This window comes from Methanocorpusculum sp. (genome assembly GCF_030655665.1).
GTDB lineage: Archaea > Halobacteriota > Methanomicrobia > Methanomicrobiales > Methanocorpusculaceae > Methanocorpusculum.
In genome coordinates, this window is sequence record NZ_JAUSPQ010000006.1 from 281,911 (window position 1) to 297,899 (window position 15,989).

At 49.9% G+C, this 15,989-nt stretch carries 12 protein-coding genes; 4 read left to right on the top strand and 8 right to left on the bottom strand.

The genetic code is table 11. The features are described 5' to 3' along the window. Positions 1-1,176 (bottom strand): hypothetical protein, encoded by a 1,176-nt coding sequence (locus Q7J08_RS04785; RefSeq protein WP_304910552.1) that lies wholly within the window; start codon positions 1,174-1,176, stop codon positions 1-3. Between the two features lie 440 nt (positions 1,177-1,616). Between Q7J08_RS04785 and Q7J08_RS04790 the strand changes: the two genes are divergently transcribed. Beyond that, positions 1,617-2,210: a TetR/AcrR family transcriptional regulator gene (locus tag Q7J08_RS04790; protein WP_304910553.1), complete on the top strand. Its 594-nt coding sequence runs from the start codon at positions 1,617-1,619 to the stop codon at positions 2,208-2,210. Here Q7J08_RS04790 and Q7J08_RS04795 read toward each other — a convergent pair. Both Q7J08_RS04795 and Q7J08_RS04800 read right to left on the bottom strand, forming a co-directional pair. Continuing rightward, the gene (locus Q7J08_RS04795) at positions 2,195-2,629 is read right to left on the bottom strand and encodes a DUF123 domain-containing protein (RefSeq protein ID WP_304910554.1); all 435 of its coding nucleotides are present in this window, start codon (positions 2,627-2,629) and stop codon (positions 2,195-2,197) included. The two genes, Q7J08_RS04790 and Q7J08_RS04795, sit on opposite strands and share 16 nt — an antisense overlap. Then, positions 2,622-3,224, bottom strand: a complete 603-nt coding sequence (locus Q7J08_RS04800; protein ID WP_304910555.1) for an MBL fold metallo-hydrolase — start codon at positions 3,222-3,224, stop codon at positions 2,622-2,624. The genes Q7J08_RS04795 and Q7J08_RS04800 overlap by 8 nt, the downstream gene beginning before the upstream one ends. A gap of 80 nt (positions 3,225-3,304) precedes the next feature. Between Q7J08_RS04800 and thiC the strand changes: the two genes are divergently transcribed. Next, positions 3,305-4,570 carry a phosphomethylpyrimidine synthase ThiC gene (gene thiC, locus Q7J08_RS04805; protein ID WP_304910556.1) on the top strand — a complete coding sequence of 422 codons (1,266 nt, stop codon included), beginning with the start codon at positions 3,305-3,307 and terminating at the stop codon, positions 4,568-4,570. Here the strand turns inward: thiC and Q7J08_RS04810 are convergent. From Q7J08_RS04810 to Q7J08_RS04820, 3 genes are all read right to left on the bottom strand, one after another. Then, complete coding sequence (locus Q7J08_RS04810) at positions 4,567-6,717, bottom strand: PAS domain S-box protein (protein ID WP_304910557.1); 2,151 nt, start codon at positions 6,715-6,717, stop codon at positions 4,567-4,569. The two genes, thiC and Q7J08_RS04810, sit on opposite strands and share 4 nt — an antisense overlap. Positions 6,718-7,199: 482 nt before the next feature. Beyond that, entirely contained in the window at positions 7,200-8,603 is a 1,404-nt protein-coding gene (gene purF, locus Q7J08_RS04815) for an amidophosphoribosyltransferase (RefSeq protein ID WP_304910558.1), read from the bottom strand. 34 nt (positions 8,604-8,637) lie between these two features. Then, positions 8,638-9,138 carry a pyruvoyl-dependent arginine decarboxylase gene (locus Q7J08_RS04820; protein WP_304910559.1) on the bottom strand — a complete coding sequence of 167 codons (501 nt, stop codon included), beginning with the start codon at positions 9,136-9,138 and terminating at the stop codon, positions 8,638-8,640. 190 nt (positions 9,139-9,328) lie between these two features. On the opposite strand from Q7J08_RS04820, the gene Q7J08_RS04825 reads away from it, so the two are divergent. Together Q7J08_RS04825 and Q7J08_RS04830 are read left to right on the top strand one after the other, a co-directional pair. After that, the gene (locus Q7J08_RS04825) at positions 9,329-11,539 is read left to right on the top strand and encodes an adenosylcobalamin-dependent ribonucleoside-diphosphate reductase (protein WP_304910560.1); all 2,211 of its coding nucleotides are present in this window, start codon (positions 9,329-9,331) and stop codon (positions 11,537-11,539) included. A gap of 564 nt (positions 11,540-12,103) precedes the next feature. Next, positions 12,104-12,838 (top strand): hypothetical protein, encoded by a 735-nt coding sequence (locus Q7J08_RS04830; RefSeq protein ID WP_304910561.1) that lies wholly within the window; start codon positions 12,104-12,106, stop codon positions 12,836-12,838. Between the two features lie 72 nt (positions 12,839-12,910). Here the strand turns inward: Q7J08_RS04830 and Q7J08_RS04835 are convergent, their stop codons facing one another. Continuing rightward, a complete protein-coding gene (locus tag Q7J08_RS04835; protein WP_304910562.1) occupies positions 12,911-13,978 on the bottom strand; it encodes a hypothetical protein in 1,068 nt (355 codons plus the stop codon). A gap of 106 nt (positions 13,979-14,084) precedes the next feature. After that, positions 14,085-15,740, bottom strand: a complete 1,656-nt coding sequence (gene thsA / locus Q7J08_RS04840) for a thermosome subunit alpha (RefSeq protein WP_304910563.1) — start codon at positions 15,738-15,740, stop codon at positions 14,085-14,087. Positions 15,741-15,989: the final 249 nt, after the last annotated feature.

Genomic DNA, 15,989 nt, shown 5'->3' on the forward strand with positions numbered 1-15,989 from the left:
TTACTTCCGTGCAAATATTTTTCCTTTCTTCCAGGCAACAAAACCGCCGGCAAGAATGACGAGTATTACAATGACAATCAGAACGGTGGCGACCGGGCTTGACTCGCCGGTCGTCTGGGTTTCGGTGACGGCTGTAGTGATCGGAACTACTTGTTTTTGTGTATAGACGTTTCCGTTCACATCCTTATAAGTAAAGACCAGGGTCACGTTGTTGTCGATTGGGTTACTGAAGGTCACTTCAAACTCTGAAAGACCGTCCTCATCCATGGATCCTACAACGTATGACGGATAGAGTCCTGATTTGGTCGCTCCTTCGGTCGAGACAACGAGTGCCTTTGCCGTTGTAAGTCCTGCATTGTTTACATCACCGACGATCGTGTAGGAGGATCCCGAGTTCTTCACTTCGAGGTTGTTGACGATCAGTTCAGCGCTGGTTTTGGAGATTCCTGACTCGAGAGGGATCGTGAGACTTTCGGTGTGCCAGTCGGCTCCGTTCCGGTAGGTTACATCGAAGGTGACCTCTTTCGTCTCGGCAGTTGTGGAAACGCTTAAATTCCCGCTTGCTGCTTTGTTGGCATCGATCGTTCCAAGGAAGAGCGAGGTCTGTTTGGAGGTGACTCCGGTTCCGGAGGCACTGATCTCGACTGCCTCGATCGCATTCGTTCGGAGGTTTCCGATCGTGAGGGCGACGGTCTGTGTGGTGTCCGGCTCGAATACATCGGGACGGTTGGTGATCGAGATGGCAACACTTTGATCGTCAACGATGACGGCAAACGGATATTTCAGATAATTCCCGTTATTGCCGCCGAAGTCCACATAAAGGACCGGATAAAAGGTGCCGGTTTCGCCTGTCGAGGTGATAGGAAGGGATAAGGTGAAGGTATCTCCCGCTCCAACGCCGCCGATCGGGTTCTGATACGGGGTCACTGATGATTTGATTCCGTCAGAGTCTTTGATGAAGATCTGATTGACCGGTATGAATTCTGTGCCGGTATTTTTAATCGTTACAGTAATGATACCCGAGTCACCCGACATCAGGGATTCTGGATACATGGAAAAATCCGTGATAACAAAGGTGGACTGGGTTGCAGCCGATACTGCTCCCGTGCCGGAGAGAATCAAAGCGCAGACGAGACATGCTGCGAGAATTATACGTCGAAGATTATTTCTGTTCATGTAAGACCTTTAGATATTTTTGTTCTTAATAAATTGTGGGTGGGGGGATAAATACTTTCTACGTGTTTGCATCATCTTTCAGTGATCATGAATTTTTCAGAATAATCTCCTGAAAAATCAAGAAATACCGTGACGTCGTTCATATACGTTCTTCGTCAAAATGTCTTATGGATGTCATGCCGGAAAGCTAATATATCGATGTGAGACTAATGAACATCATGTCTGAATCCCTGGCATAATATTTTGTGGAGATAATCATGACTGAAATGGTACACAATATAACCCGGTAAATGGATGGATCTTGTCGCGAGCGTATCAAAACGTGTCCCTCTGGATGCAGGTCCGCTTGTCATCACCTTGCCATGAGAAACGGGTTGAAGGACATCGGTATTTATTTCAAGTAAAAAGAAAAAAACAGCGTTTCAACGAAAAATTACTGCATGACAGATTTACACCCAAGAGACCGGAGGTTTATCAAAACGGAACGGGCAATTCGTTCCGCCTTCATCGACCTTGTCGCAAAAAAAGGCTTTGACGAGTTGTCAGTCAAAGACATAGTCGATGCCGCCGACATCGGCCGCGGGACTTTTTATCTGCATTATAAGGATAAATATGCCCTTCTGGAGACGTTTGAGATCCAGATCGGCAATGATCTCCGGGAAATCATACGTGGAGAGGTGTTTCCGCTGACCGAGGGTCGGACTCTGACAAAAACCGTTGTTGCTCTGTTCACGTATTTTGAAGAGAACATTCAGATAATGCGGGCACTTTTCGGAGAAAACGGATCATGTTCGTTCCAGAGCCGACTGAAAGACCGTCTCTGGCATGATGTTTTTGCGGAAAAACTCGTCACAGTGGCTTTGCAGGATAGTTTTTCCGTCCCGCTCGAGTATCTTCTGGCATACATCAACGCATCGCATTTCAATGTGTTTCTGACCTGGATCCAGAAAGAGGGGCCGGAACGGGAATCTCCGGACGAAATCGCCCGGATCATTCTCAAGATCAGTCTCCTTTCGCCTTATCGGATCAGATGATGCACGGGCTTGAGTCCTGTTTTCTCAAAAGCACGGGTGATTTCCGTCTCCGGGGAGTCTTTTCGATAGAAAAGGTGTGAGTCACAGGAACAGTCGGAACAGCCGAACTTTTCCACTCTGTCTCCGCCAATGTTTTTTGCGAGAATACACTCCAGTCTCTCTTCGGTTTCTGCACAGAAAACGCTCGTGAGGGTCACCCCACCCGCCGCCATCAGATAATCAATGTGCCATTTTGGTTTTCGGTAATGTTCATGAAAGAATTTGATGTGCCGGGTGACCCTTGAGAGTCCGCCTGAACCAAGAGCAGATCCTGCATACAGATACCAGCCTTTTTTGAATTCTGTGGGTCCGAGTGCGCCGATTCGGACCGTACACGGTTCTGCACAACTGAGGATCAGACAGTAAATGCCTTTATCCATATCTTACAACATCGTACTGCGATAAGAGAACATGGCGTTTTGCGTCTTTTACGACCGGCATTTCATGTCCACACCAAAGCGATTCCACCGGCAGTTCTGCGATGCGGTTGATTGAGCTGATCAGTTCTGCGTGATTTCCCGTTGACAGATCAAAGCGTCCGAATGAACCGTTTGGAAAGATCGTGTCTCCAGCGATTAATGCTCCGTCCGATTCTCTAAAAAGGCAGATACTTCCGTGTGTGTGTCCCGGTGTGTGGTACACGGTGAACTCGCCCACTTTGTCTCCGTCCTTCAGGATCTCTACCGGATACTTCGGCGGCTGTTCCCCGAACTGATTTGCGAGGCTGAGTTTTGCATCCGATAAAAACGGCAGATCATACTCGCCGATCATGACCTTTGCACTGCAGAGCTCTGCAAGCTTCACAAGATTTACTGTGTGATCATAATGTCCGTGTGTCAGAATGATCGTGTCGATCTGATCTTTGTATGGATATACTGCATCCGCCGATGCTGCAGCATCAAAAAGGATATTTCCGGCAATATAGGAATTTGCTCTCCAGCCTGTGCCTGAAAGCCAGATTATTGACTCGCTCATACTCAGATATCTTCGTTACTCAGGTTTAACTTTCTTTGTATAACCTATAATGCGAAAGGAAACCAACTAGGTAGGTACATATGCACTCCATCATCCAGAGCTGCCTTCACGGAGATTTATCCGGAGTTGTCGAGGCTGCAAAATCCGAGGGAATGACGCCGGAGGCTCTTTCCAGAAATATCATCGCAGGTCGGACCATTCTTCTGAAAAATGAGGCGCGTGAATATAATCCTTGTGCGATCGGCGAAGGAGCGACCGTCAAGATCAATGTAAATATCGGGACGTCCGGCGTCACCTGCGATCCGGCAAAAGAATTGGTAAAAGCTCAGGCTGCAATTGACAACGGCGCTGACGCAATAATGGATCTTTCGACAGGCGGGGACCTTCCTGCAATGAGAAAAGAGATCCTCAAACTCGGTATCCCGGTTGGGACCGTTCCGATCTATGAAGCAGTCCGCCGTGCCGGAAACGTGGTCGACCTGACGGCCGATATCCTGTTCTCCGTGATCATCGATCAGGCAAAACAGGGAGTTGATTTCATGACGCTTCACTGCGGTGTCAATCTCGAGGTTCTGGATGCTCTGACTCTCGATCCCCGGGTGATGGGGGTCGTCTCACGCGGAGGATCGTTCCATACGGCAATGATGCTTTCAAGCGGCGAGGAGAATCCGCTCTATAAAGAATATGATTATCTTCTTGAGATCCTTGATGAATACGATATCTCTCTGTCGCTTGGCGACGGTATGCGTCCGGGAGCCTATGTCGACTCAACGAAACTTGCCAAGTCCCAGGAGTATCTGACGCTTGGAAAACTTGCCAGACGTTCTCGGGACAAAGGGGTCCAGCGAATGATCGAAGGTCCGGGGCACATGGACTATAACGAGATCTCCTACAATGTCAAAATGATCAAGGAGATCACGGACTTCGCGCCGCTGTATCTTTTAGGTCCGCTGGTCACGGATATCGCTCCAGGGTATGATCATATCACGGGTGCGATCGGCGGGGCAGCTGCAGCGTGTGCCGGAGCGGATTTCCTGTGCATGGTTTCCCCTTCAGAGCATCTCGCTCTCCCAAATGTAGATGACATCATCGAGGGTACCCGGGTCTGTAAAGTCGCAGCTCACGTCGGCGATCTTTCCCGCAGGAGGAATGCTGAACTTCCCCGTCAGACAAAGATGGCTGAAGCCCGCAAAAATCTCGACTGGCAGGCGCAGTATGACCTCTCACTGTTTGGCGAACATGCAAAAGAGATCCACGATCGGGATGGGGAGTGCGAGACCTGTTCGATGTGCGGGGACCTTTGTGCGATAAAGATAGTCGAACAAGCTCTGCAAAAAAAGATCTAAATTACTTCTCCGGATGAGACGATGCCGGAGATACTTCCGCAGTCTTCACGGAGCAGGGTGTTTCTCCACCTGAGAAGCTTCTCAGTTCCGTCTTTACAACGGACCGCTCCTTCATAGACATGATCGTCATCATGGATATTTCCGGCAATGATCTTCTGGAAAGATTCAAACCTCTTTTGCGAGCAGTGCTCCGGGATCACGGTCGTGAACCAGTTTTTTCCCATCAGATCCGCCTCGGTGTAGCCGAGGATCTTCGTGCCGTATCGGTTCAGCATCTCTACATTTCCGTCCCGGTTCACAACGACAAGCAGGACGCCTGCCACATCAAGATAACTTCTTGTCCGGTCGCGTTCCCGCCGGAGTTCTTCCTGAACAAGACACCGGGATGCAACCGTACTGATCTGGAATGCTGTCGATAAAAGCAGGGTTCTGCGCACAGTGTCTAGTGGGAGTGCCGTTTTTGATCCGAGGATCACACAGGCAACTGCTCTGCTCTCGAAGATGACTGGCATTAATATCAGCGATTTTGCCTGATCCATCGGGGAAATGGTGTTTTCCGGCAGAAGCTTCATCCGGTGTTTGTCAAAGATGACTGGCTCTCCTTTTCGAATGATCCGGTGAATGATCGAATCGGTATGGATCGCCGGGATGAACCTGCCGTTCTTTGCCCGGAACAGCGTGTAATCATCAAAGATACTCCGCTGATATACTGCAACCGATTCGAATCCGGAAATTTTCGGGAGCATATCTAGGAGCGGGTCCCACATCTCCTGTGTCGTGGATACACCTTCAAGAATGAAAGCAAGCTCCCGGCTCATCATCTGCCGCTGCCGGTCTGCATCCTCTTCGGTGATGTCGTTGACGATTGTCAGCAGATACTGACGATCGACCGAGAGTTTCATCGGGATGACCCGGGCAGAGATGTATCTGGTTTCTCCGTTCACCACGATCCGGTCTTCGGGGACCCGGACCTCTTTCCCGGTAGAAGCCACCGTATCGTGTGCTTCGGTCAGCCGGACCGACCCTATTTTTGCCAGGATCTCTTTTGAGGTCATCAGGGAGAGTTCAGCTCTGGACTTCTGCAGAAACCTTTCAGCAGATTTGTTGACATAATAGTATTCCCGGGATTCCATGCCGATCACGGTGATGATCGCAGGAATGTTGTTCATCACGGAGTCCAGAAAACGTTTCCACCGTTTTGCCCCAAGTTCAGCATCTCTCCGGTCGGTAACATCGCGAAGAGCGCCGTTGTATCCAAGGAAGATGGATTCCTCTTCTTCAAGAAGGACAGGGGATCCGGAAAATTCGCAGTAGATTTTTCTTCCGTCTTTGCAGATGAAGGGAAATTCGGGGAGTGTGAATCCGTTTTCCCGGGAGACTGCCGAGGCGAGTTCCCACTCGAAGCGGGATGCTGCCCCGGTCGGCATGAACTCAGAAAGTTTCCGGCCGATAAGATCCTCCGGAAGGTATCCGGTCACTTCGGTAAGCTGGGGGCTGATGTACTGGATGCCGAACGTTTCATCCATGGACCAGATGACGTCATGGATCGTTTCAACGAGACGCCGGAACATTGCCTCGCTTTGTTCGAGCGCGGCCTCGGAGTTTACGTTTTCCGTGATATCGTCCCAGACGACGGTAACTCCAGGTCTGCCGTCGGAAAGGACCATGGGATAGATCCGCTGGTCCAGGAAACAATTTGTCCCGTTTTTCAAAAGGCGCAGTTCACTTCTGACCATCTCGCCCCTGAGAGCAGCTCTGATCTGATCAGTCAGGACGTCGTTGCAGAACGTCTTACAGGCACTGTCATATACATATTTCCCGACGATATCGTCGGTTTCTGCGGAAAGGAACGATAATAACGATTCATTTGCCTGAATAGCCTTCAGATCGGCGTCGATCAGGAGGACCATCTCGGATGAGAGATTGAGCATTGCTGATACGGGGACCCGTTTTGATAAGAAAAACACCTTGGCTTTTCCAAACGTGCGCATCTCGACCCGCCCGGACACGAGCAGGTTATCCATGTATCGTGCTATGGTGTTTCGGTTCAGGTGCGTGGCGTCGGCAATTTCTGTGACTGACATCCCACGGGGATTCTCTCGTAAAAGTGTGAGAATTTCGGAGAAATCGCCTGTCTGCTCGACCATTACTCTTTATTCGACTCCTGAAATTATAATGCTTTGCACTGTGCGAGGCATCAATGCACAACATCAATGCTGTGCATTGGGAGTTATATTTAAATACAAGAATAACAAATAGTAATGTAGCAGCTTGTGAGAAGAGCACAAGCGGCAAACAGACCCGTGAACAAAATCAGTTCTGTAAAATGGGAAACAAGGACACCACACACACCGGCCTTTTCCACAGAATATACACCTCACAAACACACACCACACCACTACTGTTTTCGGGTCTGTTCAATAAAAAAATACTCATGTTAATGACACGTACCACTCTCTTAAAACCTCTCCAAAATTTTTAATGTGTTTTTCCCTTCTTTGCCGGAAGCGGAAAAACATTCAAACAGCTGAACTGTTTTCAATGTTTTTTTGTATGCCTGCTTAATCTAGGTCGGCCTGCACAAAGGGTCTTCAATTTCAAAAAAAGTGTTAGGGTGCTCCTTCCGCTTTCAGGGGCAGGAGTAGGAGTCTACCATTTCTATACAGCGGTTGTCCTCTTCTTCTCCCGGTATCGCGACCGGGTATCTTCCGGTAAGACAGCCAAGACAGAGATCTTCCCGCGGGATGCCGATCGCCTCTATAAGTCCATCGAGGGAGATGTAAGCAAGACTGGTTGCCTGGATCTCCTTCTCCACCTCTGAAACGGATTTCGTTGACGCGATCAGCTCATCCCGTGTGGGAAAATCAGTTCCGAGATAACATGGAGCGATGATCGGCGGGGATGCGATCCTCAGATGGATCTCCCTTGCACCGAATTCACGCACAAGCGACAGGATCTTCTTCGAGGTCGTCCCTCTCACGATACTGTCATCAACGAGAACCACGGATTTGTCTTTGATATGTCCGCGGACCGGATTCAGTTTCATCCGAACGGCGATCTCGCGTCTCTCCTGTGTCGGCATGATGAATGTTCGTCCTGTGTACCGGTTTTTGATCAGGGCTTCACGGAACGGGATACCCGATTCGCTGGAAAATCCGGTCGCGGCCGCGGTACCGGAATCCGGGACCGGTGAGATAAGGTCTGCTTTTGCCGGGGCTTCTTTTGCGAGCAGTGCTCCGGTCTTTCTGCGCACGTCATAGACCGATACACCGTCGATTACTGCATCTGCCCGTGCGAAGTAGACGTACTCGAACATACAGTGAGCACAGGATCTTGCCTTCATCATCTTTCGGGAAAATACTTCCCCTTCCTGAAGTCTGACGCTTTCTCCGGGGGCAATATCCCGCACGAACTCTGCACCGATCGCATCCAGCGCCACACTCTCGGAAACAAGGATATGACCGCCCGTCTCCGTCTTTCCGAGACAAAGCGGTTTTATCCCAAGCGGATCGCGGAACGCATACAATGTTCCGTCCAGCATAAAGATCACGACATACGACCCGCTGATCATCCGCATGCAGTAACTGATCGCTTCGTCGGGCGTGTGATCATGAATGATCTCATTTGCGAGGATCGCGGCGATGACCTCAGTATCCGACGTCGTGGAAAAAACGTGCCCATGTCCTTCGTACTCGTATCTGAGTTCGTCGGTATTTATCAGATTCCCGTTGTGTACGAGAGATAGCGAATGTCCCCGGAACATAAAATGGAAAGGCTGGATGTTTTCCGGCTTCGACCCGCCGGTCGTTGGATATCTTACGTGACCAATACCGGTCGTTCCGATCAAACTTTCGAGAACAGGTCCGCTAAACACCTCGGACACGAGTCCGTATCCTTTGTATTTGTGTACGGTTTCACCATCATACGTGAAGATACCGGCACTCTCCTGACCTCGGTGCTGGAGTGCATATAATGCCAAGTATAATGATCCCGATACTTCTGTCGTATCGGTAATTCCTGCGATGCCGCACATGTTGTATAAATATTGGCTGTATTCAGATATAGGTTTAACAGATGAAGACCGCAGTTGCGACAACGGTCGTCCAGTTGCCGCTCTGGTCCGTCTCTGCAGAAATACTGATATTGCTGGTTTTCAGGATATTCCCGCCCTGTTTTTGCATAATGGTATCCAGCATCGTTCTTGCGAGTTCCTCGGCATATGCTCCGCACTCCTTTTCGGACATCCCGATGCAGTGATGCTCCGAAAGATATCCATGCTGTTTGTCATGAATCTGCGGTACTGCAAGTCCGATAGCTGCGGATATTTTTAGATTCGGCTCGTTTGATGCGTTTTTCGCCATAACACAGTAGACGATCTCTCCCGATTTCAGGGCGGCGAGCCCCTCATCGCGCGAGACGATATCAGCATCCGGCGGCATGATGGACGATACATACACCAGATTGAACGGGGCGATTCCTGCGTTTCTGAGGGCCATCTCGAACGATACGAGCTGATCTTTATGAACACCCCGGCCTCGGGTAAAAAATACTTTTGCGGGAACTACCATCGTAGTTAATTGGTCTCATTAACTAGCTCTTAAGCGTTTGGTTCAGAAAGCCAACATTAACTCAGCGTTCAATGAAGTGAATTAAATACGGGTATGTCCAATTAATTCTTACGTACAAAAATTCAGTTGGGGTATTATGTATCCCAATCTGGCTTTTTGAACAATGCACCAGTAATCGAGGGATTAATTGATGGCGGATTCAGTAGTTGACAGTATTTTAGCGGCAAGATATTACCGCACCGGTGAGGCATCTTTCGAAGATGTCTGTAGACGAGTTGCAGATGCATTGGGTGAAACACCGGAAGAGACGAAGGAATACTTTGACGCCATGATGTCATTGTCATTCCTTCCCAACTCTCCTACACTGATGAACGCAGGAACACCGCTAGGGCAGCTATCAGCCTGCTTCACCCTGCCGGTGAATGATTCCCTGCCGGAGATTTTTGATGCGATCCGCTGGGGAGCGATCATCCACCAGTCGGGAGGAGGAACAGGATACAACTTCTCCCACCTGCGTCCCGAGGGGTCACCCGTCCGTTCAACGGACGGTGTGGCCTCCGGTCCCGTCTCCTTTATGCGGGTGTTCAATGCCGCGACAGATGTCATAAAACAGGGCGGCAGAAGACGCGGGGCAAATATGGGTATCCTGAATGTCTGGCACCCGGACATCCTGAAGTTCATCAAAAGCAAAGCCAAGGAAGGCGACTTCAGTAACTTCAACATCTCCGTGATGGTCTCGGATGCATTCATGGATCATGTCGCGAAAGGTGAGATGGACAAAGTCTGGGTAACCAACACCGAATCGGCCGATATCACGGTCGGAGAGATTTGGAATGGGATCGTTGACGGCGTCTGGAAGAACGGCGAGCCCGGAATTCTTTTCTACGATACCATCAATCAGAAAAATCCCACCCCCAACCTTGGCGAGATCGACACCACCAATCCCTGCGGGGAACAGCCTCTCCTGCCGTTCGAATCCTGTGTTCTGGGCAGTATCAACCTGGCAAAATTCATCCGTGCCGACGGTCTGAACTACGAAGCTCTCGATAAAATGACCAGAATGGGTGTCAGATTCCTTGATGCCGTCATCACGAAAAACGTCTTCCCGATCCCTGAGATCCGTGAAGCGACCAATCGTACACGAAAGGTCGGTCTCGGTCTGATGGGTGTTCACGATGCAATGCTCATGCTCAGGATCCCTTACGACTCTGAAGCCGGCAGAAACTTCTGCATCGAAGTGATGGAGAGGGTCAATAACGTTGCCGTCGAAGAGTCAATCATTCTCGGCAAAGAGAAGGGAACATTCCCTGCATATGAAGGAAGTGTCTGGGATAAGAAGGGGATCATCATGCGAAACGCTGCTCTCACCACGATCGCGCCGACCGGAACGATCTCCCTTCTTGCAGGCTGCTCGTCCGGTATCGAACCGGTATTCTCGTTTGCCTACACCCGCCGGAACACGGTCGGCAAAACATTCGTGATGGTCCATCCGTACTTCGAATCGGAACTCAGGCGTGTCATCACGTCGATGGGTCTTACGGGCGCCGAAGCAGAAGCAAAACGCGACGAGGTCATCAACCATGTGCATGAAACCGGATCGGTCCAGGATGTTGATTGGCTGCTCGACTCATTCAAAGCCGTCTTCAAGACCGCTCTGGACATCGGATGGAAGGATCATGTCTTAATGCAGGCGGCATTCCAGAAACATGTTCACGCCTCGATCTCGAAAACGATCAACATGCCAATCTCCGCATCGAAAGAGGATGTCGAAAAGGCAGTCATTCTTGCATGGAAGGAAGGTATCAAAGGCATGACTTTGTACCGTACCGGGTCCCGGGAGGATGTTGTTCTCGCTCTCGAGAAGCAGGATACGGCGATGCCCGCCGACGTCCCGGCGATGCCGGTCCCGGGTGTCGTCCCGCAGTTACTCTTCACCCGCCCGCGGGAACTCGTTGGAAGAACCTTCCTTGCGCAGTCCGGCTGCTGCCGTCTGTATATCACGGTCAACACCATGGATGGAAAACCAATGGAAGTCTTCATCCGAACCGTCGGAGCCGGATGCGAGGCAAGCAGCAATGCACTTGGCCGCAGTATCAGCACAGGTTTACAGAACGGTGTCCCGTATGAGAAGTTTGTGAAACAGTTTGCGAAAGTGAACTGTGTCTCGGCGATCAAGAATAAAAACTCTGAGGGTATGTCCTGTGCCGATGTTGTGGGAAAATGCATCGAACTTGCGGCAACCAATCAGGCGATCACCACACTGGACAACTGGTCGCTGACCCCGGTGACGCCCGGAGAAAAGAAGAACCCGCCGTGCCCCGAGTGCGGCGAGCCTCTGGATTTCGGCGAGGGCTGTAATATGGGCATCTGCAAACACTGCGGATGGAGCGGCTGCAGCTGAGAATTTGCAAACATCTATGCATCCCTCTTTTTTTTTAAGTAGGACTTACGCGGTGTTGATTCAATTCTGGAAGGAGTTGATCGGGTGTGGATGTATGAAAATTCCACCGCGAATAATCGCGAATCTCCACGAATCGCATTTTTCCTGTTCCGCCCTCTTGACCTTCGGTCGCGTCCCTACGCTCCGCCTGATCGGCTCCGCGTGGTCGGGACGGCGGAACGAAAAATGCTGGAAAACCCGCGTCGCGGGTTTTCTTTAAAGAATCTCTAACACTTACAATAACAAACCAGATATGTATTTTTTCCGGAGAAAACCCGCGACGCGGGTTTTCCAGCATTTTCCACGCTGGCGTTCCGGCCACGCGTAGCCGATCAGGCGGAGCGTAGGAACGCGGCCGAGGAGTGAAACGACGAGGACAAGACGACAGCGTGAGGAAAATGCGATTCGCGTAGATTCGCGTAGATTCGCGGTGGAATTTTCATACATCCACACCCAGCCATACTCTTCCAAATTGGATTAAGATTAACACCGTGTAAGTTCTATCAAAAGCATAGTGTCGATAGTATGAAAGGATGTATTACTGTGTGTCGGATTAAAACCAGTCTGGAATTAAAGTTCAGCTCTATCTCACCAAAGGGATGGAATATTATCTTTGGAGCAATATATGGTGTTTTTGCAATAATTGTCGTTTTGCTGTTGTTCGGTATTGTGATTATTTTATTGAAACCTTTTGAGTTAAATGATGCCGCAATCGTTGCGTGTTCTGGTAGTGTTGTGATTGGAATTATCGCACTATTTACTCTTATAGTAACTTCAGTTAATAGTGAAAATGCACAAAAAACTTCGTATATGCCTTTTATCCTCATGGATTTTGGGAATAAGGATTCGAGTAAAGATATTTTTCATTCAGACGGGGAGTTTCGGGTCACTCTTGAAAGTGATAATAGTGCCTCTAACCTCCTCCCAGAAATTACTCGCGGGCAATTGCCTTACGTGCAAGAGACTCGCCGTCTTAAAGATCATTTAGGGTGGGCAATCTCTCTCAAAAATATCGGAAATGGGACTGCACACAGTATCTCGCTCAAAGTAAATAATGCTGAAATATTTTCCAGTCAAGTCTTGGAAAAGGGACAGATCCTTTCAGGATATTGTTATGTTCCAACCGATATGGTGGATACAGATCTGCATGTTGTCCTCACGTTTGAAGATATGATGAACAATAAATACGTGCAGGAACATGATTATTGTAAACATCCCGTGGGTATGCCAACAATATCACTAGGAAAACCACAGGGATAATTGGGACCTGGACATACTTTTTTTCATCCCTGCCTAATTTTCCGGATGTCGGAGTATCTCCGTTTCTGGTAATTACAACCCTGTCCTCTTAAAAAGTCCGAGACACCGTTTCTTATACTCATCCTCCGTGATGATCCCGTTCTCCCGCAGATACTTCAGCGCCTCGAGGGATTTATCGATCGCCTCATCGTCCAGCCCCTCCCGCGGCTCCAGCGTCATCGGGGAAACGGTCCTTGGCTCTGGAGGTCTGGGGATATCCTGTCTCTTCGAGACATACACCTCCGAGTCATCATCCGCCGGCAGACTCTTTGGATCATCATTAAGATGTTTATACCGCCCGCCGCCGACCCGGGTCCTTCCTCCCGGCAGGATCATCGCATCTCCTTTCCCCTCATCATGCCACTGATCGTCCATCTTCCCGGAATCGGTATCGAACACGATCACATCATTCAGGGGGACCTCGGTCTTCTCCTTAACCTCCACCGGGGGTTCCGTTGATTCGATCATCCGGGATACTCGGGTGGCTTTTGCCTCCTCCTGATCTTTCTCCGAAATCGTGTTCTTCCCTTCGAACACATCCTCTCCCGTCTCCTTCCCCTCAGGGAAATGGGAAAACAGGCTCTCTGTCGGCTCATTGCCTGACCCCGGCATCGGTGTATCTTCAAACACATCGTCCTCTCCGGTGTCAGAAAGAACTGCCGGTCCTGGTTCTGTCTCTCTCAGAATATACTCCTCGGTGAGAAAATTGCGTTTTACGGCGATCTCCCAGTTCCCGCCGGCTCGCATATTCATCATCTCGCGAAGTGAAAGAAGCGCAGCCCTCACCTCCTCCACCGAATTTTTCACGCTGTGGAAAATATATTTGTCCTTATTCACTGTTTTTATTGTCAGCGTCGGGGCAACCGCCGTCGGAAACCTGACTGACGCCTCCAGCAGATCGATATAGTTCATCTCATAGATCCGGTACACCGTCTCCCGTTCGGGATATCCCCAGATCATGCGAAGACGCGTAAGAAGGATCGGGATCAGAAATTTATCCTTACTCCGTGCGTATATCACATTCAGGACCTCTTCGGTCCGGGGAATGTCATCCAGGATCTCGATAGGGAGGTCATATTGATATAATACTTCGTGACGCACGGAAAAATTCCTCGAATACTACTATACCATTAGTGTCTGAAAATAGTTAAAGTTCGTGAATGATGAAAAAATGATGGGGGAGTATTCTCCCGGGGCATATCTGCCTTTACATCATTCCTGGGGGCATGCCGCCCATTCCGCCCATGCCTCCGCCCATCGCGGCCATCTCTTCGGGGGATGGTCCGGCTGACTTTGCGGATGCGATGACATCATCGATTCTGAGAATCATGACTGCGGCTTCTGCTGCTGAGGAAATTGCCTGGGTCTTCACACGGAGCGGCTCAACAACGCCTGCTTCCCACATGTCGACTGCCTTTCCTTCATAGACATCAAGACCATAGGTCTTCTTGCCTTTCTCGTGGGCTGCACGGAGCTCTACGAGTTTGTCGATCGGGTCGAGACCTGCGTTCTCTGCAAGGGTTCTCGGGATAATTTCCAGTGCGCCTGCGAATGCTTCGATTGCGAGCTGGATACGTCCACCCTGGGTTGCTGCGTATTCGCGGAGCCTGAGGGAGAGCTCAACTTCCGGTGCGCCTCCTCCGGCGACAACTTTCTTGTCTTCAACGACACAGGCAACGACACGGAGTGCATCTTCGAGAGCACGACCGAGCTCGTCAACAACGTGGTCGGTTCCGCCTTTGATGATGATCGAGACTGCTTTGGGGTTCTTGCATTTCTCAACGAAGATCATCTCTTCGCCGCCGACTTTACGCTCTTCGACGATACCTGCAATACCAAGTTCATCACCGGAGATTGCGTCGATCGAGGAGATAAGTGCTGCGCCGGTTGCACGTGCAAGTTTTTCCATGTCGGATTTCTTTACACGGCGGGCTGCAAAGATACCTGCTTTGGAGAGGTAGTGCTGTGCAATGTCGTCGATACCTTTCTGACAGAACAGGACATTTGCGCCGGATGCTTTGATCTTCTCGACGATGCTCTTGATCATACGCTCTTCCTCATCGAGGAACATCTGGAGCTGATCTGGGGAGGTGATGGAGATCTCTGCGTCGACTTCGGTCTTCTTGTATTCGACTGCAGCGTTCAGAAGCAGGATCTTTGCGTTCTTGACGGTCTTCGGCATGCCCGGGTGGACACGTTCTTTGTCGATGATCATGCCTTCGATGATCTCGGACTCGTCGATCGATCCGCCGACACGTTTCTCGACTTTGACGTTTTCAGTGTCAACAGTTCCGTCTGCGTCTGCAACGAGTGTGATTGCACGGACGATAAGGTCACAGAGTTTATCCTTGGAGGATTCTGCATTCTTACCGGTCATTGCGGTTGCGGCGATCTTTGCAAGGATCGCGGTGTCTTTTGCCTTGACGTCGATTGAAATGGTTTTGAGAAGTTCCTGTGCTTTCTCTGCTGCCTGTCTGTATCCAAGAGTGATAACGGTCGGGTGGATGTCCATCTCGAGAAGCTCTTCAGCTTTCTTTAAGAGTTCGCCTGCAATGATGACTGCGGTGGTGGTTCCATCTCCGACTTCGTCATCCTGGGTCTTTGCGATCTCAACCATCATCTTTGCTGCCGGGTGTTCGATGTCCATCTCTTTGAGGATGGTGACACCGTCATTGGTGATGACGACATCTCCGATGGTATCAACGAGCATCTTGTCCATTCCTTTCGGACCAAGGGTGGATCTTACGGCTCCTGCCACAGCTTTTGCTGCTGCGATGTTCATGCTCTGTGCATCCCGTCCGCGAGTACGGTTTCCTCCTTCTTTGAGGATATAAATTGGCTGTCCGCCAAGTTGTGCTGACATAGTATAATCACCTATACCCTGTTTTGACAGAGTAATGTATGGAATATGTTGTTTAGTAGTTCTATATAAACATGATTATTTTTAGTGACTATCGGCGAGGTTTCCGCGGAGTATCCCCAAGACGTAATGAAGGATATCCGATACGCGCCGAAGAAAAAAGAGCTTTGGAGGTTTGTGATACCGATCTCCGGACGGATGTCTTTCGTTCTTTTAATCATTGGGGATCCTGTCTTTGCAGGCAGTAATGAA

Coding starts and splice junctions, on each gene's coding strand:
- Q7J08_RS04785 (WP_304910552.1), bottom strand. CDS start 1,176: ATGAACAGAAATAATCTTCGACGTATAATTCTCGCAGCATGTCTCGTC.
- Q7J08_RS04790 (WP_304910553.1), top strand. CDS start 1,617: ATGACAGATTTACACCCAAGAGACCGGAGGTTTATCAAAACGGAACGG.
- Q7J08_RS04795 (WP_304910554.1), bottom strand. CDS start 2,629: ATGGATAAAGGCATTTACTGTCTGATCCTCAGTTGTGCAGAACCGTGT.
- Q7J08_RS04800 (WP_304910555.1), bottom strand. CDS start 3,224: ATGAGCGAGTCAATAATCTGGCTTTCAGGCACAGGCTGGAGAGCAAAT.
- thiC (WP_304910556.1), top strand. CDS start 3,305: ATGCACTCCATCATCCAGAGCTGCCTTCACGGAGATTTATCCGGAGTT.
- Q7J08_RS04810 (WP_304910557.1), bottom strand. CDS start 6,717: ATGGTCGAGCAGACAGGCGATTTCTCCGAAATTCTCACACTTTTACGA.
- purF (WP_304910558.1), bottom strand. CDS start 8,603: ATGTGCGGCATCGCAGGAATTACCGATACGACAGAAGTATCGGGATCA.
- Q7J08_RS04820 (WP_304910559.1), bottom strand. CDS start 9,138: ATGGTAGTTCCCGCAAAAGTATTTTTTACCCGAGGCCGGGGTGTTCAT.
- Q7J08_RS04825 (WP_304910560.1), top strand. CDS start 9,329: ATGGCGGATTCAGTAGTTGACAGTATTTTAGCGGCAAGATATTACCGC.
- Q7J08_RS04830 (WP_304910561.1), top strand. CDS start 12,104: ATGAAAGGATGTATTACTGTGTGTCGGATTAAAACCAGTCTGGAATTA.
- thsA (WP_304910563.1), bottom strand. CDS start 15,740: ATGTCAGCACAACTTGGCGGACAGCCAATTTATATCCTCAAAGAAGGA.